We start from the raw sequence: 18,600 nt of genomic DNA, 5'->3' as shown, positions 1-18,600 counted from the left end.
CTCGTCCGGATCAGACCGGGGCCCCGGTCCGTTCCTTCGGTGCCAGCTCATGCGTCAGATCCTCCGCGAGCAGCCGCTTGGCGATCACGTCGACCGCTGCCCGCAGCTGCCCGTCGTCGGGCCGGGCACCGTCCTCGGCCAGGCGTTCGTTGAGCCAGCGCCCCCAGGCGTCGGAAATGGTCGCAGCCTCCCGCCGGCCTGCCGCCGTGTGGGTGAAGAGGTGGCCGTCCCCGGTCAGATAACCCTCCTCGATCATCCGGTCGAAGACCGGCACCAGCACTTCGGGAGGGATCCGGTGCCGGGTCGCGATCAGACGGAGTCCCGCGTGGCCGACCATCCGGGTGAAGAGGTCGACCTGCATCACCGCCCAGGCTCCCGCCAGGTCCAGGCGTGTGTCGGAGGCGGCGACGATCCGCCGGGTCGTGTCCGGACCTGCCTCGTGCAGGATCCTGCCCACGGCGTACTCGAGCAGCTTCGCCGAGTCCCCGGTGCTCGGCTGGGCGAAGCCTTCGCCCATGTCGGTCGAGCCGGCCCGCGCGCTGTCGCGCAGCTTCACCTGCTTCAGGAAGAGCGACACGACGAATCCGATCAGGGCGACCGGGACCGTCCAGAGGAAGACCGTGTGCAGTGTGTCCGCGTACGCCTGTGCCAGAGGAGCCGACTGTTCGGCGGGCAGCGCGTGCAGGGCCTGGGGGCTCTCCGCCGCCCGTGCCAGTACCGCGGGGTCACCGCCCGCCCGCGCGGACTCGGCGATTCCCTCCGTCAGATTCGGTCTCAGCGCGTTGGCGTAGATCGTGCCGAACACCGCGGTACCGAATGAGCTGCCGAGGGTACGGAAGAAGGTGACGCCCGAGGTGGCCGTACCCAGATCCGAGTAGTCGACGGTGTTCTGCACCGCGATCGTCAGCACCTGCATCGACAGGCCGATGCCGAGCCCCAGCACCAGCATGTACAGCGACTCCCGCCAGACCCCGCTGTCCGGGCCCATCCGGGAGAGCAGGAAGAGACCGACTGCCATGACGAGCGAGCCGACGATGGGGAAGATCCGGTAGTGGCCGGTCTTGCTGACCACGTTGCCGCTGAAGATCGAGGCAGTGAGCAGACCGACCACCATCGGCAGGGTCCGCACCCCTGACAGTGTGGCCGAGTCCCCGTCCACGTACTGCAGATACGTCGGCAGGAAGATCATCGCGCCGAGCATCGCGAAGCCCACGATGAAGCTCAGGATGGAGCAGACCGTGAACACCGGGTTTTGGAACAGCCGCATCGGCAGCATCGGCTCCTTCGCGCGCACCTCCACCACACAGAACAGGGCCAGCGCGAGGAGACCCACGGCGAACAGGGCGATGATGACTGGGGAACCCCACGCGTACTCGTTGCCGCCCCAGCTCGTCGCCAGGATCAGCGCGCTGGCGCCGACCGCGACCAGGGCGATGCCCAGGTAGTCGATGACCGGCCGTCCGGCCGCCCTCACCGCCGGGATGTTGCGGGCGGCGGCGATGACGACCACGATCGCGATCGGCACATTGACGTAGAACGCCCAGCGCCAGGTCAGGTGGTCGGTGAACAGCCCGCCCAGCAGCGGTCCGACGACCGTGGCCACGCCGAAGACCGCTCCGATCGCCCCCTGGTACTTGCCCCGGTCGCGCAGCGGGATGACATCGGCGATCAGCGCCATCGACGTGACCATGAGACCGCCCGCGCCGATCCCCTGCAGGCCGCGCCAGATGATCAGCAGCAGCATGTTCGACGCCAGGCCGCAGAGGAACGAGCCGGTGATGAAGATGACCGCCGAAATCTGGAAGATCAGTTTCCGGCCGAACATGTCACCGAACTTGCCTACCAGGACCGTCGCCACGGTCTCCGCCAGCAGATAGGCGGTGACGACCCACGACATGTGTGCCGCGCCGCCGAGGTCCGAGACGATCGTGGGAAGTGCCGTCCCCACGATCGTCTGGTCCAGGGCCGCCAGCAGAATCCCGAGCACGATCGTCGCAAAGACGATGTTCCTGCGGCGGGGGTCGAGCACGGGGGGAACGGCGGCACTCTGCGCGGCGGGGGCGGTCTCGCTGGCAGTGGTCACGCTTGCACCTTCACACCGGTCCCCGCCCCACGCATGCGGGCGCAGTCCGGACGGGTCAGGCGAGCAGTTCCCGAACAGAGGTCTTCATCCTGGCCACGAACGCTTCCCGGACCGGCTCCGTGACACGGTCGAGCGAGAGATACGGATTGAGGTCCTCCAGCTCGACGAGCAGCAGCTCGCCCTCCGCCGTCCGGCAGGCGTCGACCCGCTGGATGCCGTGCGTGAGGGTGTTCCACTCGACGAAGCGACGCGCGAAGTCGAGATCCGCCGGGCTCGGGGTGTACGGCTCCAGCACCCAGCGCCGCTCCGGGTGCGGCGCGTTGAGCGCGTACTGGAAGTCCCGGTCGACGAAGTAGAAGGACACTTCGTAGCGGAAGTCGATCCTCGGCTGGACGAGCAGCGAGCCGTCGGTTCCCGCGGGCAGCACCGGGTCCTGCGTGAACCGCAGCCCCACCGAGTCCGCCCCCAGCTTCGGCTTGACCACGTACTCGGCGGCCCGGGGCAGCAGCCCGAGATCCTCCGCACGGTCCACGGTGGGGATCACCGGAAAACCGGCACGGCTCAGATCGACCAGATACTGCTTGCCGGCCATGTCCGCGCGCCCGTCCAGCGTGTTGTAGACCCGGGTCTGCCGTTCCCGCGCGCGGGCACAGAACGCGTCGTACGCCTCCTGGTAGTGCAGTACCGGGCCGCTGTTGCGCACGACCACCGCATCGAACCCGTCCAGCAGCGTCTCCGCGTCCCGGGGGTGACAGAGCGCGACATCGAACTCCTCGCGGAGCCTGGACGTCAGGAAGATGTCCTCGTCGCAGTAGCGGCGTCCGCGCGCCTCGTAGGCGAGATCGGTGACGAACAGGACGGACGCGCGTGGCCCGCCGGATGCGGTGTACATGACGTTCCCCCGGGGGGTGTGGATCGGACAGCCGGTCAATAGCCTTGTCGGCGAAGCTCGTTCATGACCCCGGAACGCAATGATGTCTGCCCCACAGGAGTCACACGTGTCCCAAGCGTCGCCACTGCCCGATATTCTCTCTCCCGCCTTCGCCGCCGACCCCTACGGGGCCTACCGCACCATGCGCGAGAGTGCTCCCCTGATCCGGCACGAGGCCACGAGCAGTTACCTCGTCTCCCGGTACGAGGATGTCGAGCGGGTCTTCAAGGACAAGGCCCAGGAGTTCACCACCGAGAACTACGACTGGCAGATCGAACCCGTCCACGGCCGGACGATTCTCCAGCTCAGCGGCCGGGAACACGCCGTACGCCGGGCCCTGGTCGCCCCCGCATTCCGCGGCGCGGACCTCCAGGAGAAGTTCCTGCCCGTCATCGAGCGCAACGCCCGCGAGCTGATCGACGGGTTCCGGGACAGCGGCGAGGCCGACCTCGTGGAGGCGTTCGCCACGCGCTTCCCCGTCCTGGTGATCGCCGACATGCTCGGCCTGGACAGGACGGACCACGAGCGCTTCCACGGCTGGTACACCACCGTCATCGCCTTCCTCGGCAACCTCGCGGGCGATCCCGCGGTCGCGGCGGCCGGCGAGCGGACCCGTCAGGAGTTCGCCGCCTACATGATCCCGGTCATCCAGGAGCGCAGGGAGTCACCCGGCGACGATCTGCTGTCCGTCCTCTGCGCCGCCGAGGTCGACGGCGTCCGGATGAGCGACGAGGACATCAAGGCCTTCTGCAGCCTGCTCCTCGCGGCGGGCGGGGAGACCACCGACAAGGCCATCGCTTCGATCTTCGCCAATCTGCTGGCCCACCCCGAGCAGCTGGCCGCAGTGCGCGAGGACCGTTCCCTCATCGACCGGGCCTTCGCCGAGACCCTGCGCTACACCCCGCCGGTCCACATGATCATGCGCCAGACGGCGCACGAGGTGGAGCTGACCGGCGGCACCGTTCCCGCAGGAGCCACCGTCACCTGCCTGATCGGGGCGGCCAACCGTGACGCGGACCGTTACCGCGAACCGGACCGCTTCGACATCTTCCGCACCGACCTGACCAGCACCACAGCGTTCTCGGCCGCGGCAGACCACCTGGCGTTCGCACTCGGCCGGCACTTCTGCGTGGGTGCGCTGCTGGCCAGGGCGGAGGTGGAGACCGGCGTGAACCAACTGCTCGACGCCATGCCGGACCTCCGGCTCGCCGACGGGTTCGTCCCGGCCGAGCAGGGGGTCTTCACCAGGGGCCCGGGTTCGCTCCCGGTACGGTTCACCCCGGTCGGTGCCTGAGCCGGGACGGCTCGGCCGATGTGAGTACCCCGCGCGTCTGCCGCACCCTCACCGCACTCGGACGCCCGCTGTGAGCCGTGTCGTGCAGGGGACGCGCGTGACCGATGATGCCGGGCGGCCCGACAGGGCGCCCGGCATCGCGGTGACAGGGCCTCAGCGGATGTGGCGACCGGAGATGGCCCGTGCGATGACGAGGCGCTGGATCTCGCTGGTTCCCTCGAAGATCGTGTAGATCTTGGCGTCGCGGTACATCCGCTCCACCGGGTGCTCCCTGCTGTATCCGGCGCCACCGAGTATCTGGACGGCCTTCTCCGTGGCGGACACGGCGAGTTCGCCCGCGCGCAGCTTGGACATGGAGCCCTGGCCGGCATCGAAGGTCCGGTCGTTGCGGGCCATCCAGGCGGCCTGCCAGATCAGCAGACGTACGGACTCGATCTCGGTACGGATATCGGCGAGCGCGAACGCGATCGACTGGTTCTCGATGATCGGCCGGCCGAACGCCTCCCGCTGTCCCGCGTACTCCAGCGCGTACTCGAACGCGGCCCGCGCGATGCCCAGCGCCTGGGCGCCCACGGTGGGACGGCTGACCTCGAAGGTCGCCATCGCCGCCTGTCCCTTGGCGCCCGCGCCCTCGCGGGCACGGGCGAGCCGGGCGTCCAGCTTCTCCTTGCCACCCAGCAGACAGTGGCCCGGCACGCGCACGTCGTCGAGGAAGACGTCCGCGGTGTGTGACGCGCGCAGGCCGAGCTTCTTGATGGTGCGGCCCGCTTCCAGACCCCTGGTGCCGGGCGGCACGATGAACGCCGCCTGTCCGCGGGCACCGAGCGCGGGGTCGACGGAGGCGACGACCACATGGATCTCGGCGATCCCGCCATTGGTGATCCACGCCTTCTGGCCGGAGAGCACCCATTCGTCCTTGGCCTCGTCGTAACGGGCTTTCGTGGCCATCGCGGAGACGTCGGAACCGGCCTGTGGCTCGGAGACGCAGAATGCCGCGACCTTCGGGTCGTCCTCGTCGCCGAAACACTGAGGGACCCACTCGGCGAGCTGGTCAGGTGTGCCGGAGGCGAAGATCCCGGCGACCGCGAGGGAGGTGCCGAAGAGCGCCATGCCGATCCCGGCGTCGCCCCAGAACAGCTCCTCGTTGGCGATCTGGAGGGAGAGGCCGCTGGGATCCCCGTACATGTCCGCCAGCGATTCGAATCCGTACAGACCGATCCGGGCGGCTTCCTGGATGACGGGCCACGGGGTCTCCTCCCGGGCGTCCCATTCGGCCGCCGCGGGGCGCACCACCTGGGCGGCGAAGCCGTGCACCCAGTTACGCAGATCCTGCTGTTCCTCGGTGAGGGCGAGGGAGAAATAGCTCATCGGCTCAGGCCTTCGGGATGTCGAAGTAGCGGGTGAGCCCCGAAGCCAGGCCGACGTCACCGGCGATCCTGAGTTTGCGCATCATGAACATCGTCACGGGGTTGCCGTTGCCGGAGACGAGCTTGAGGAAGTCCGCATCGCCCAGCACCAGGGTCGTACGCGGCTCTCCGTCGGAGCGGCCGTCGCTCACGGTGCACCGGCCGTCGGCTATGGAGGTCTCGTAGACCTCGTCGGTCTCGCCGGTGATCTTCCAGCGGATCAGGGCCTTGAGCGGTCCGGCCGCCTCGGGCCGGAACTGCTGTCGCATCCGGCCGAAGACCTCGCTCAGCACACGGGTGCGCAGTTCTCCGTGCATGACCTCGCCGAGCTGCTTGGCGGACAGGCCCTTGATGATCCGCGCGAACTCCTCGGGGGAGACGGCTGCGAAGTCCAGCCCGGCCAGGTCGTCGGTGAGGTTGCCGCTGGTGTTGTCGGCCACGCCAGTTCCTTACTCCGGAGTAAACTTACTTTTGAGTAAGGTAAGGGTGTCGTCGCCTCTTCGCAAGGACTACCAGGCGCCGCCCGGCAGCACCGCGAGCCGGGGGTGGTGGGCGGCGAGTACCTTGTTGGCCCGCGCCAGCTCGGACAGCGCCTGCTCGCGGTCGGCCTGGTCCTCGATCCCCAGGCGAGGTCCACGGAACCTGCGGACCTCGCGGGCGGCGCAGTCGGCGTCGAACTCCGCCTGCAGGATGCGCGGCGGGATGCAGGACCCGATCAGTGCGGCGACCCGGTCCGGGATCGGTACAGGGACGAGTAGGTGCGAGGCGGTCATGGGGTCCCTCTCGGTTGGTCGGCCAGGAGGCGGTGCTCGTCGGCTGCCGGGTGGGCTGCCGACTCCTCCATATGTACGGGACGCAGTTCCGCGTTTCTCGTTGAGAACGTCTCCGTGTCGCAACCGTTTGGGACTGACCGTCTATTTCGCTTTACCTGCAGGTAAGTTGACTCGCCGGGAAGGCTGTGAGCAGGGCTCTTCGCGGCGTCAGGTGAGGGTCTCCTCACCGCGCGAGCGCAACTGCAGTGCGCGCAGTACGGCTTCGGTGGAGAACCTGCTCCGGGGGTCGATCAGCTGCTCGCCGAAGATGGACTCCAGATTGCGCATGCGGTAGCGGACCGTCTGCGGATGGACGTCCAGGAGCTCGCCCATCTGTGCCGCGGTGCCCCGGGTGTCGAGCCAGATCCGCAGGGTCTCGACCAGCCGCTCGCGCCGGGTGGTGCTGATCCCGGAGACCGGCGCCAGTTCGCGCCGGGCGAGCTGGTCGAGGAGGGCGGGGTCGGAGAGGAGCCACAGAGTGATGAGGTGGTCCTCGCACGGGACGGTCGGTGTGTCGTCGATGATGCCCGAGTCGATGAGCTCGACGACGCGGCGGGCCCACCGGATCGAGTCGCACGCGAAAGCCGTCGGCACGGTCAGCCCGATGACGGCGCGAGCACCGGTCAGCGCACGCTCGAGCATCTGGCGTCGCGCGTCGTCCAGCGGCCCCGGGACCAGTAAGTGCGGCTGCGGGTCACCGAGATCGGCCAGCACGTCACGGGCGAGGTCGGCCAGGTCCACGCCGGCGGGCGCGCGAACGGCGATCAGCGTCACCTGTTCCGGCAGCGCCCAGCCGGTCTGCTCGCACAGCTCCGAGATGGCGGTCCGCGGCACCGGGCGGCCGGCCAGGATCAGGTGCAGGAGCCGGCGGCGCATGGCTTCGCTCTGCTGGTCGGACTGGGCCTGCACCTCCACGTAGCCCTCGCGGGACAGCGACTCCAGCTCGTCGACGTAGGCGAACAGCGCGTCGGCGAAGCTGAGCATCAGGGTCGGGGAGAAGTTGTAGCTCCGGCCGACCTTCTTCGCCCGGCGCAGAGCGATGCGCGCGCCCAGCCGGTAGGCGCCCTGGAGGGTGTCCATCGTGCGGCCCTCGTACGCCTCGAACCGCCCGAATCTTCGGCACATGTCGTCGCGGAGTGTGGTCGAGGAGGAAGGCTCGGCGACCAGGTCGACGAACGAGGACAGGCTCTGTTCCACTCCGACCCGGATCGTCTTGCCGTTGGGTCCGTTCAGCAGTCGCGCGTACTCGGGATATGCCCGAGTGACCTCCATGCCTATCTCTTTGATCAGGCTGGGCAGTTCGGGTCGCATGATCGCGGCGAACTCCTGAGGGAGCGGTCCCAGCGGATCACCGGTGTCCGACGGCTGTATGAGTCTCGGCATGACTGTCCCCTTGCTCTCCGGTGCACGCGTGGGTGGGGCAATGGGGGAAGCGCTCCCACGGACCGAACCGGTGTATACCGACGTCGGCGACGAAGTTAGACCAAGTAAGCCGACGTGCACACCACTTGAACGGGATCGTCATGCAAGGGGCACTTACTTTCGCCTCATTGTGGGGCTGCGGTGCAGGTGGGGGCGGCATTGCTCACTTCCGGACAATATTTTCGGACGCGTGCTCTCCCGAGGACAGGAAAGTAACCCTGGGTAACGAGCGGCAATGGAGGCTGCGCGGCGGGAGTTGATAGCGCCGACGACGCCCGGTGAGGGATATGTGCCGCCCTGTACGTGCCCGCCGGAGCGGCCGCCGGGGGGAGGGTCACGGCGGTGCCCCGTCCCCCGGCGGCGGATATTGCGCACCAAGTGATAAGCGGTCCATGCCGATTAGTGACCTGCGGACGAGGAAAAAGAATGGCCCGAGGCAATTTCGGCGCCGGGATTGTGTTCTAAGTTTCCCGCAAGTAACGTCACGCCCTGTCACAGAATGTATGTGGCTGACTCAACAGCACGGCCCCCCACGCAACTCGGTTCACTGCCGCGCTTCCTGTGCCTATGCAGGATCTGTCGCGCGAATCCCCGCAACAGTGCACTCGCATTGTCGAATCGGAGGAACTAACTGTGCGTAACACCCTCAAAAAGCTTGCCGTCACCACCGGCGTCGCTTCCGCCGCCCTCGCGCTCGGCGCGACTCAGGCTATGGCCTTCCCCGCCACCACATGGACGGTCACGTCCAACCCCGCTGCGTTCACGGCCTCGTCGACCAGCGTGATCCTCTCGGTGAACAGCATTCCGATGACGTGTACGACAGCGGCCGCGAGCGGCAGCGCGTTCAGCGCCACGGGCAACCCGGCCAACATCGCCAGCATCACCGCGGCGACCTTCGGAACCACCGCCGCCCCCTGCACGAGCAGCGTCGGTCCCGTCACGCCGGTCACCACGATGCCCTGGGGTATCTGGGCGGAGGACTACGACACCGCCGCGGGCAAGACCGTCGGCCACATCAAGAACATCAAGGCGAAGCTCAAGGTCCTCACCTGCGAGTTCACCGTGGAGGGCTCGGTCTACGCGTCCTACGTCAACAGCACCAAGAAGCTCACCGCCACGAGCACCAAGATCCTCTCGTCCCAGGCGACGCAGGGGCTGAAGGTGACCACCGTGACCACAGGGTGCACGGGTCTCATCGGCGTCGGCATGGTCCCGACGTTCAACGCCGTCTACTCGGTGAACGGCATCACCAGCATCGTCGGCACCTGAGGTCAGTGCGGCACCTCTGATGACGGCCGGTTGCACGGCGGGGGCCCCCGCCGTGCAACCGCACCACCGATGGAAGGGATCCACGAGGGATGACGACGCGCGGCAGATGGAGGCGGGGTCACGGGCGAGCGGCCGTGCGGGGCGGGGCCGTTCTGGCCGGGGTCCTCGTCGCGGGGATGATCCCGGGTGCGCAGGCATCCGCGGGCAACCGCGAAATCGATGTCGAGCTGGCCTATGCCTGTGCCTTTCCCTCAGGGGTGAGGAAGATCGAGGCGCGGATCTCGGCCGTCGCCCCCGAGGGAGGCCGTGCCGGCGAAGCCGTGCAGATCAGTGAAGTGACCACGGAGTTGACCCTGCCCGCCGACGCCGTGGCGGATCTGATGACGGCTGCTGAAAGTACCGATTCCACGCCCGCGGCCGAACCTGCGGTTGGTGGCGTGGTCGCCGATGGAGTGGAGAGCGTCGCGGCGGAGACCCGCCTGACGGTCGACGTGACGCAGGAAGACCATTCCGCGGAGGCCGTGTGGATCGGCACCACCGAGGGCCTGGTCGCCGTCCCCGCTACGGGGGACCTCACGCTCCCCGCCTCCGGCGCGGTCCCCTCGGTGACAGCTTCCGCCGCCGGAGGTCTGACCTTCACCGCCGAGCAGTTGGCCGTGAAACTGACTCCGGTCGGTGCGGACGGAGCCCTGGCCAGCCCTCTGCCTCTGGACCTGACCTGCACCCCGGTGGCCGACCAGGATCAACTGTTGGCGAGCGTGGAGATAGGCGCCGGCGCCGAGGAGACCGCGCCCTGGCCGTCGGAGCCGGGTGAGCAAGAGGGCGAGGACGGCGACGGAACCGATCTGGCGGCGCCGAGGGTAGGGGCCCGAGAGGCCGCGCCCGCCGCCGAGGCACCGGAGTGCGTGGGTGACAGGGAAAACTGGGCTCATCTGGTCGCCTACATCACGGGGTACGCGAACGTCACCAAGCTCAAGGGTGCGGCGAAGTTCCCGGTGGCCTGCGCGAAGATCCTGCAGGGGCCGCAGAAAATCGTGCCACCCGAGGAAACCGCGGACGGACTGGCGCATCTGATCCAGGACTCCACCGCCATGGTCGACCACCTCGGCCGACCGCAGCTGCCGCCCGCCACCGCGACCTTCCTGACCTTCGGCTTCATGCCCACCACGGCCACGATGGAAATGACGCAACAGCCGGTGGAGAAAGGTGCCGACGGTCTCCCGATCTACAACGTGCATTCGGATTTGACCCTCAACGGCCTCGACACCTTCGGGTCGACCGTCATCACCATGGACTTCTCACTTCGCCTCTTTGACGTCAAGGTCAATGGAGTGGGATTGGACGTCGGTCCCAACTGCCGTACGAGTAAGCCGTTCCGGCTCACTCTGTTGGGGAAGGTATTCATGAAGGACTTCATATTCACGGGGTACACCCTCACGGGAGGGGGCCCACTCACCTCGTCGGTCACTGTGCCGCCGTTCTCCGGCTGTGGAGTCGGGGAAGACCTCGACGATCTCTTCACCGCCTCCATTTCCGGGGAATCCGGATATGTGAAGCAGATCCAGGGTCCGCCCTGCGCGGCCCAGGTGTACGACGAGAGCGTGTGCACCGAAGACCGGCAGCCTCTGAAGGTTCCTGTGGCGGAACGCTGACAGTCCCTCCGCCGTACAGCACTTCACCCGGCCCTATGTCGATTCAAGAAATTCCGTGAAGCTGACCAAGAATTGAGGAAGCAATGAGATCTGTCCCGAAGAGATGGCGCGCCGGACTTGCCGTCAGCGCGATCGCGGTCGCCCTTCCGCTGAGTACCACACCCGCCTCGGCGGCGTCCGCCACGGCGACTCTCAACGGGGACTGGGCACCCTTCTCCCGCTGTCCGGTCGACGCCCCTGCCATGCTCGCAGCCGACGGGCAGGACCTGGTCGCATCCTGTGTGTCCTCCTACTCGCCCGGCGGTTCCATCAAGCTCGGCAAGACCGATGTCACCACCGGCTTCAACGACTTGCAGTTCGGAGTCGTCCAGAACACGGGGGCCGAGACCTTCACCGTCGTTCCGCCGGCGGGCGGCGCGCTGGTGGGTGCCCCGGCGGAGATCCCCGGTGGTCTGCTCGGGCTGATGTGTGACGACACCCCGGTGATCTCCATCATCTGCGGCCAGATCACGAACGCGAGCCTGAACAGGATCACGGCCACGGTCGAGTCTGCAGGCACGCCCACGGAGTTCAACCTCATGGCGGGACTCACCACGGACATGCAGATTGTGAAGCTGCCGATCCGGATCCACCTGCAGAACCCGCTCCTCGGCTCCAACTGCTACATCGGATCGGCTGCCGACCCGATCGTCCTGCGCCCGCAGAACATTTCCGCCCCGAACGTCGCCGTACAGCGGTTCGACGGGAACGGCACGCGCAACGAGGAGGGGGACATGCTCAGGTTCGCCCTCACCGGGAACCAGCAGGGCGACAGCACCTTCTCCGTGCCGAAGGCGACCGGCTGTGGTCTGGCCGGGAGTCTCAGCTGGGCCGTGAACCTGAAGACCGGCCTGCCGTCGGCCACGGGGAACAACCGCCTGGTGCTGAACAACGCGTCGACCCACAGTGCCGCTCTCACCGCCCCCGGCCTGTTCCTGCCCAACGCCGGCAAGGTGCTCGCGCAGAACTGGCACTCGGCGGTCAAGTAGTAGATCACCCCAGCGCCCGGACTGCAGCACTCCGCCTTTTGTCAGGTCCCGCGTAATTGCCGCACGACGCTTCCCCACGCCCGCTCCGGTCGGATCATTCCTGATCGGGGCGGGCTTCGGCATGCCGATAAGACCGATGCCGATGCCGGCGCCGCATCCGGAAGGCCTCACTTTTCGACAGGTTTGGCAGGCCGACTACTCAGTCGTCAACAAGAAATCGGCGATATGAATTCAGGGTGCAGAAACTTCATGAACCCCTATTGCGCAGTCAGGTTACTGGCCCGTAGCGTCCCATCTGAGCGGCGCGGGAACGCCTCCGTACCTGCTTGTTCGGCGTACGTGGAGTCCTGGTCGCGCCCCCTTGACCGGGACTCCTCCGGGAGTTCCTCCGGCAGCGGACCGTCCCGACGGGACGAGGTTCTCCCGCCATCGGGGTCTCGTGGTTCCGGCCCCCTCGGAGCCGCGGGGTCCCGGTGCACCCGGAGAGCTTGCTCAGAATCCGACAAACCCGGGAAGCGGGTTTGTCACCTGGTGACAAGTGATCCATCCAGAGATCGAAGTCCGACGATTTCCGCTGCTCAACGGCTTGTCCTGGCGGTTTCGGCGGACATAACGTGCGCCTCCTGGTGCATGCGTGACGAGCCGCCATTGGATTTCTCAGAGCCGGAGCGATGACAGATGACTTCGTTCACCGACATGTCGAAGGAGGGCCGATGGGAATCGAAGTAGTTGTCGAGGGCCTGACGAAATCCTTCGGTAAGCAGAACATCTGGCAGGACGTCACCCTCACGCTGCCGGCCGGAGAAGTGAGCGTGATGCTCGGTCCGTCCGGAACGGGAAAGACCGTTTTCCTCAAATCCATCATCGGTCTGCTGAAGCCGGAACAGGGCCGCGTCCTCATCAACGGCGTCGACATGGTCAACAGCTCCGAGCGCGAGATCATGGAGACCCGTAAGCTTTTCGGCCTCATGTTCCAGGACGGCGCTCTCTTCGGGTCCATGTCGCTCTTCGACAACATCGCTTTCCCCCTGCGTGAACACACCCGCAGGAAGGAATCCGAAATCCGCCGCATCGTCATGGAGCGGATCGACATCGTCGGACTGCTCGGCGCGGAGGGAAAGCTCCCCGGCGAGATCTCCGGTGGCATGCGCAAGCGGGCGGGCCTCGCCCGCGCCCTCGTCCTGGACCCGCAGATCATCCTCTGCGACGAGCCGGACTCCGGACTCGACCCGGTCCGCACCGCGTACCTCTCCCAACTGCTCATCGATCTCAACGCCCAGATCGACGCGACGATGCTGATCGTCACTCACAACCTCGACATCGCGGCCACCGTGCCCGACAACATGGGCATGCTCTTCTGCCGCAACCTCGTCACTTTCGGTCCGCGCGAGGTCCTGCTCACCAGCGACGTACCCGTCGTCTCCCAGTTCCTCTCCGGACGCCGTGAAGGCCCCATCGGCATGTCCGAGGAGAAGGACGCGGCCACCCTCGCCGCGGAACAGATGAACGGCTACGACTACGCCCCCGGGCCGCGCACCGTCGTACCGCAGCTGGAGCCCTCACCCGGAATGCCCGTGCGGCAGGGCGCGCTGCGCCGCCGGGAGCGGGTCATCTCCATGATGGGCCAGCTGCCGGAGGCCGCCCGTACAGCCATCCTGAACAGCTACACGCCGACCGCGGGCGGTGCGCGCCCATGACGGCACCGCTGCCCGTGCGGCCGCCCGAGCCGCCCACATCGACACCGGCCCATGAGGACAAGGCACCGCAGCAGAGACAGCCGACGCGGCTGCTCGCACCCCTGCGCGAGACCGGAAAGCTGTTCGCGCTCGCCGTCGCGGTATCCCGTGCGATCTTCCGCCGGCCCTTCCAGGTGCGGGAGTTCATCGAGCAGTTCTGGTTCGTCGCCAGCGTCACGATTCTGCCCGCCGCTCTCGTCTCCATCCCGTTCGGCGCGGTCATCGCCCTCCAGGTCGGCTCGCTCACCGAGCAGCTCGGCGCCCAGTCCTTCACCGGCGGCGCCAGCGTCCTCGCCGTCATCCAGCAGGCCAGCCCGCTCATCGTGGCGCTGCTGATCGCCGGGGCCGCAGGGTCCGCCATCTGCGCCGACCTCGGCTCCCGCAAGATCCGCGAGGAACTCGACGCGATGGAGGTCATGGGCGTCTCACCCGTCCAGCGGCTCGTCGTCCCGCGGGTCCTCGCCACCATGTTCGTCGCCGTACTGCTCAACGGACTGGTCTCCGTCGTCGGCACGCTCGGCGGCTACTTCTTCAACGTGATCATGCAGGACGGCACACCGGGTGCCTACCTCGCCAGCTTCTCCGCCCTCGCCCAGCTGCCCGACCTGTACATCGGCGAACTCAAGGCACTGATATTCGGCTTCATCGCGGGCATCGTCGCCGCCTACCGAGGGCTCAACCCGCGCGGCGGCCCCAAAGGGGTCGGTGACGCGGTCAACCAGTCCGTCGTCATCACCTTCATGCTCCTGTTCTTCGTGAACATGGTCCTCACGGCGATCTACCTCCAGATCGTCCCTCCGAAGGGGGGCTGACCGGTGTCGATGCTCAGCTGGCTCGATCGGTCGGGTGACCAGCTCACCTTCTACGTACGGGCTCTCATCTGGATCCCCAGGACCCTGCGGCGCTATCTCAAGGAGGTGCAGCGGCTCCTCGCCGAGGTCGCCTTCGGCAGCGGCGGCCTGGGTGTCATCGGCGGCACCATCGGGGTGATGATCGCGATGACCCTCGCCACCGGTTCGGTCGTCGGTCTCCAGGGCTACGCGGCCCTCGACCAGATCGGCACCTCGGCGTTCACCGGCTTCATCTCCGCGTACTTCAACACCCGTGAGATCGCCCCGCTCGTGGCCGGGCTGGCCCTCTCCGCCACCGTCGGCGCGGGCTTCACCGCCCAGCTCGGTGCGATGCGGATCAACGAGGAGGTCGACGCCCTCGAAGCGATGGGTGTGCGGTCCATGCCCTACCTCGTCACCACCCGGATCATCGCCGGGGTCGTCGCGATCATCCCGCTGTACGCGATCGGGCTGCTCTCCTCCTACCTCGCCTCCCGCTACATCACGGTTCTGTTCAACGGGCAGTCCGCGGGCACCTACGACCACTACTTCAATCTGTTCCTCTCGCCGGACGACGTGCTCCTGTCGGTGCTCAAGGTGCTGATCTTCAGCGTGCTGGTGATCCTCGCCCACTGCTACTACGGCTTCCACGCCACCGGCGGCCCCGCCGGAGTCGGCGTGGCCGTGGGCCGGTCGGTGCGCAACGCCATCGTGCTGATCAGCGTCACCGACTTCTTCCTCTCGCTCGCCATCTGGGGCGCGACGACAACGGTGAAGGTGGCCGGCTGATGCATTCGCCCAAGGCGTATACGGTGCGCCGCAGAATCGCCGGCGTGGCCTTCGTGCTCGTGCCCGCCCTGCTCGTGTGGGTGTCGGTCTCGGTGTACGAGAAGGACTTCAGCGACGACGCCACCGTGACCGTACGCACCGGGAGCGTCGGCAACGAGATGCACGACAACGCCGATGTGAAGCTGCGCGGTGTCGTGATCGGACAGGTACGCGACATCGCGGCCGAGGGCGACGGGGCGCGCCTCACCCTCGCCATCAAGCCCGACAGGCTCGGGCAGATACCCGCCGACGTCACCGCCCAGATGCTGCCGACCACCCTCTTCGGAGAACGGTTCGTCGCCCTCGTGCCACCGCGCGTCCCGTCCGCGCAGACCCTGCAGGCGGGTTCCGTGATTCCGCAGGACCGCTCCAGCAACGCCATCGAGCTGGAGGAAGTCCTCGACAACGTCCTGCCGATGCTGACCGCGGTCAAGCCGGAGAAGCTCGCCGCCACGCTCAACGCCGTCTCGCAGGCACTCGAGGGACGCGGTGACAAGCTCGGCGACACGCTGGTCACGCTCGACGCCCACCTCAAGGAGTTCAACCCCCAGCTGCCCACGCTCAACGCGGACATCAAGGAGCTCGTCAAGGTGAGCGCCATCTACGCGGACGCCGCCCCCGACGTCCTGGACGCGCTCACCGACTTCACCACCACCAGCGGCACCATCGCCGAACAGCAGGCGGAACTCGCCGATCTGTACGGCTCCACCACCGCGTCCGCCCAGGACGTCACGTCCTTCCTGCGGCGGAACAAGGACAACCTCATCCGGCTCTCCGCCTCGGGCCGGCCGACGCTGGAACTCCTCGCCGAGTACGCGGACGCGTTCCCCTGCACCCTGCGCACGATGGCGGGATTCGTCCCCGCCATGGACAAGGCGCTGGGCAAGGGCACCGACCAGCCCGGCCTCCACGTCACTGTCAAGGCCGTGAAGTCGAAGGGAAAGTACGTGGCAGGCAAGGACACCCCGGTCTACAGCGCGACCGGCGGCCCGCACTGCTACTCGGTGCCGTACGTCGGCACAGCGGCCCCGACCGCCGACGCCCGTCGGGCCGCCGGCACGGACACCGGCCAGGCAGAAGGCGAGGAGGAGGCCACAGCGCCTGCCGCCACCGACAGCGGGCTGGGCATGCCCAACTCCCCGCAGGAGAGCCGCCTCGTCAACGAACTCGTCGCCCCCTCATTGAAAGTCCAGCCGCAGTCCCTGCCCGACTGGAGCAGCGTGCTCATCGGTCCGGCCTTCCGCGGTGCGGAGGTGAAGCTCAAGTGAAGCGCCGCTCCCTCGCGGGACCGCTCGCGAAATCCATCGTCTTCGTCGTGGTGACCGTCCTGGCCACCACCGTCCTCGCCCTCTCCATCGCCAACACGGGCGTCGGCGACACGACGACGTACAGGGCGAGGTTCACGGACGCCACCGGACTCGTCGTCGGTGACAGCGTCCGGATCGCCGGAGTCAAGGTCGGACAGGTCGAATCGATCGAGGTGGCCGACAAACGGCTGGCCGAGGTCGGCTTCGCCGTCCGCAAGGGCCGAAAGCTGCCCGCCTCGGTGACCGCGTCGATCAAGTACCTCAACATGGTCGGCCAGCGCTACATCGACCTGGACCAGGGCGCCGGACCCGTAGGCAGGAGTTTCGCCGCGGGGGCGACCATCCCGCTCTCCCGTACGACCCCGGCGCTCGACCTCACCCAGCTCTTCAACGGATTCCAGCCCCTCTTCGAAGGGCTGTCCCCACCGGACGTCAACCAGCTGGCGGGCTCCATCGTCCAGGTGCTCCAGGGCGAGGGCGGCACCGTCGACAGCATCCTCTCCCACGTCGGATCGCTGACCGGCACCGTCGCGGCCAAGGACAAGGTGATCGGCGAGGTGATCAAGAACCTCAACACGGTCCTGAAGACCGTCAACGACCGTGAGGCGGGCTTCAACGACCTCGTCGTCACCCTCCAGAGGCTCGTCACCGGGTTCTCCGGCGACCGCAAGCCGCTCGGCGAAGCGGTCACGGCCATGGGCGCGCTGACGACCGTCACCGCCGGTCTCCTCGAGGACGGACGCAAGCCGCTCAAGGAGGACATCAAGCAACTGGGCCGCCTCACGGGCCAGTTGGAGAAGGGTACGCCGCAGATCGAGAGCTTCCTCGCGAAGACCCCCGCCAAGATGGAGGCGATCACCCGTCTCACGTCGTACGGATCGTGGCTCAACCTCTACCTGTGCGAGGCCAAGGTCTCCGGAGTGAGCACCGAGGACGGCAGCGCCCCGCCCACCGGCATCGAGATCACCCGACCGAGGTGCCTGGCATGAGAATCAAGCCCGTACGGGAACGCAACCCCGTGGCCGTCAGCATCGTCGGACTCCTCGTCCTGTCCCTCCTGGGCCTGGCCGCCTACCGCGCCGACGCGCTGCCCTTCATCGGCGGCGGAACCACCTACAGCGCCGACTTCACCGAGTCGGCCGGACTCGACAGCGGCGACGAGGTGCGGATCGCCGGCGTCAAGGTCGGAGAGGTCACCGGCGTTTCGCTCGACGGCGCCAAGGTGAAGGTCGACTTCAAGGTGAAGGACGCCTGGATCGGCAACTCCTCCACCGTCGGGATCGCCATCAAGACCCTCCTCGGGGAGAAGTACCTCGCCGTCGACCCGCTCGGCAACGCCCCGCAGGACCCCGGTTCCCGCATCACCGCGAGCCGCACCACCTCCCCGTACGACGTCACCCAGGCGTTCAACGGACTCGGCGAGACCATCGGGGAGATCGACACCGCCCAGCTCGCCCAGAGCTTCGAGACGATCTCCGAGACCTTCAAGGACTCCCCGCCCGACGTACGCAGCGCGGCGAGCGGGCTCTCCGCACTCTCCAGGACCGTCTCCGAACGCGACGCCCAGCTCGCCACCCTCCTCAAGGGCAGCAAGCAGCTCACCAAGACGCTCGCCGACAAGAAGAGCAGCTTCGAAACCCTGCTGGAGGACGGCAACCTGCTCCTCGGCGAGATCCAGGCCCGCCGTGACTCCATCCATCTGCTGCTCACCGGAACCCGGAACCTCGGCACCCAGCTCACCGGGCTCGTCACGGACAACAACAAGCAGCTGAAACCCACCCTGGACTCGCTCGGCCGGGTCACCGCCGTCCTGGTGAAGAACCGCAAGAGCCTCGACAAGGTGCTCTCGATGGCCGGCTCCTACAACCGCCTCGTCGGCAACACACTCGGCAACGGCCGCTGGTTCGACAACTACGTGTGCGGAGTCGTGCCGAAGGAATACCTGCCCGTCGACACGCTCCCCAAGGACGACTGCATGCCGCCGAAGCAAGGGGGCCGCTGA

The 18,600-nt window shown here is 67.4% G+C and carries 16 protein-coding genes; 10 read left to right on the top strand and 6 right to left on the bottom strand.

What is annotated here, in order from left to right:
* Positions 1–10: 10 nt before the first annotated feature.
* Together ACFWBQ_RS00920 and ACFWBQ_RS00915 are read right to left on the bottom strand one after the other, a co-directional pair.
* Positions 11–2,083: an MDR family MFS transporter gene (locus ACFWBQ_RS00920; protein WP_385482532.1), complete on the bottom strand. Its 2,073-nt coding sequence runs from the start codon at positions 2,081–2,083 to the stop codon at positions 11–13.
* Between the two features lie 55 nt (positions 2,084–2,138).
* Positions 2,139–2,975: a hypothetical protein gene (locus ACFWBQ_RS00915; RefSeq protein ID WP_385482530.1), complete on the bottom strand. Its 837-nt coding sequence runs from the start codon at positions 2,973–2,975 to the stop codon at positions 2,139–2,141.
* Positions 2,976–3,081: 106 nt separating this feature from the next.
* On the opposite strand from ACFWBQ_RS00915, the gene ACFWBQ_RS00910 reads away from it, so the two are divergent.
* Positions 3,082–4,308, top strand: coding sequence for a cytochrome P450 (locus ACFWBQ_RS00910; protein ID WP_385482528.1), 1,227 nt, complete (start codon positions 3,082–3,084; stop codon positions 4,306–4,308).
* 153 nt (positions 4,309–4,461) lie between these two features.
* Here ACFWBQ_RS00910 and ACFWBQ_RS00905 read toward each other — a convergent pair whose 3' ends face one another.
* The 4 genes from ACFWBQ_RS00905 to ACFWBQ_RS00890 form a co-directional block, all read right to left on the bottom strand.
* Positions 4,462–5,676 carry an acyl-CoA dehydrogenase family protein gene (locus tag ACFWBQ_RS00905; RefSeq protein ID WP_385482526.1) on the bottom strand — a complete coding sequence of 405 codons (1,215 nt, stop codon included), beginning with the start codon at positions 5,674–5,676 and terminating at the stop codon, positions 4,462–4,464.
* Positions 5,677–5,680: 4 nt separating this feature from the next.
* Positions 5,681–6,154, bottom strand: coding sequence for an SCP2 sterol-binding domain-containing protein (locus ACFWBQ_RS00900; protein WP_385482525.1), 474 nt, complete (start codon positions 6,152–6,154; stop codon positions 5,681–5,683).
* Positions 6,155–6,223: 69 nt separating this feature from the next.
* Positions 6,224–6,487: a hypothetical protein gene (locus ACFWBQ_RS00895; protein WP_385482522.1), complete on the bottom strand. Its 264-nt coding sequence runs from the start codon at positions 6,485–6,487 to the stop codon at positions 6,224–6,226.
* 207 nt (positions 6,488–6,694) lie between these two features.
* On the bottom strand, positions 6,695–7,909 hold the full coding sequence (locus ACFWBQ_RS00890) for a helix-turn-helix domain-containing protein (RefSeq protein ID WP_385482519.1): 1,215 nt from the start codon (positions 7,907–7,909) through the stop codon (positions 6,695–6,697).
* Positions 7,910–8,581: 672 nt separating this feature from the next.
* On the opposite strand from ACFWBQ_RS00890, the gene ACFWBQ_RS00885 reads away from it, so the two are divergent.
* The 9 genes from ACFWBQ_RS00885 (at position 8,582) to ACFWBQ_RS00845 (ending at position 18,600) form a co-directional block, all read left to right on the top strand.
* Positions 8,582–9,217, top strand: a complete 636-nt coding sequence (locus ACFWBQ_RS00885) for a hypothetical protein (RefSeq protein WP_385482516.1) — start codon at positions 8,582–8,584, stop codon at positions 9,215–9,217.
* A gap of 134 nt (positions 9,218–9,351) precedes the next feature.
* The gene (locus ACFWBQ_RS00880; protein ID WP_385482513.1) at positions 9,352–10,869 is read left to right on the top strand and encodes a DUF6801 domain-containing protein; all 1,518 of its coding nucleotides are present in this window, start codon (positions 9,352–9,354) and stop codon (positions 10,867–10,869) included.
* 83 nt (positions 10,870–10,952) lie between these two features.
* Positions 10,953–11,897: a hypothetical protein gene (locus ACFWBQ_RS00875; RefSeq protein WP_385482510.1), complete on the top strand. Its 945-nt coding sequence runs from the start codon at positions 10,953–10,955 to the stop codon at positions 11,895–11,897.
* A gap of 713 nt (positions 11,898–12,610) precedes the next feature.
* The gene (locus ACFWBQ_RS00870) at positions 12,611–13,594 is read left to right on the top strand and encodes an ABC transporter ATP-binding protein (RefSeq protein ID WP_385482507.1); all 984 of its coding nucleotides are present in this window, start codon (positions 12,611–12,613) and stop codon (positions 13,592–13,594) included.
* Complete coding sequence (locus tag ACFWBQ_RS00865; protein WP_385482504.1) at positions 13,591–14,445, top strand: MlaE family ABC transporter permease; 855 nt, start codon at positions 13,591–13,593, stop codon at positions 14,443–14,445. Before ACFWBQ_RS00870 ends, ACFWBQ_RS00865 begins: the two co-directional genes overlap by 4 nt.
* 9 nt (positions 14,446–14,454) lie before the next feature.
* The gene (locus ACFWBQ_RS00860; RefSeq protein ID WP_329214935.1) at positions 14,455–15,252 is read left to right on the top strand and encodes an ABC transporter permease; all 798 of its coding nucleotides are present in this window, start codon (positions 14,455–14,457) and stop codon (positions 15,250–15,252) included.
* The gene (locus ACFWBQ_RS00855; RefSeq protein WP_385482502.1) at positions 15,252–16,559 is read left to right on the top strand and encodes an MCE family protein; all 1,308 of its coding nucleotides are present in this window, start codon (positions 15,252–15,254) and stop codon (positions 16,557–16,559) included. Before ACFWBQ_RS00860 ends, ACFWBQ_RS00855 begins: the two co-directional genes overlap by 1 nt.
* Complete coding sequence (locus tag ACFWBQ_RS00850; RefSeq protein WP_385482498.1) at positions 16,556–17,587, top strand: MCE family protein; 1,032 nt, start codon at positions 16,556–16,558, stop codon at positions 17,585–17,587. Before ACFWBQ_RS00855 ends, ACFWBQ_RS00850 begins: the two co-directional genes overlap by 4 nt.
* A complete protein-coding gene (locus ACFWBQ_RS00845) occupies positions 17,584–18,600 on the top strand; it encodes an MCE family protein (protein ID WP_385482495.1) in 1,017 nt (338 codons plus the stop codon). Before ACFWBQ_RS00850 ends, ACFWBQ_RS00845 begins: the two co-directional genes overlap by 4 nt.

The organism is Streptomyces sp. NPDC060035 (assembly GCF_042736635.1).
Classification (GTDB): Bacteria; Actinomycetota; Actinomycetes; order Streptomycetales; family Streptomycetaceae; genus Streptomyces.
The sequence above is the reverse complement of the archived record's forward strand: the minus strand, read 5'-3'. Positions and strand labels throughout refer to the sequence as shown.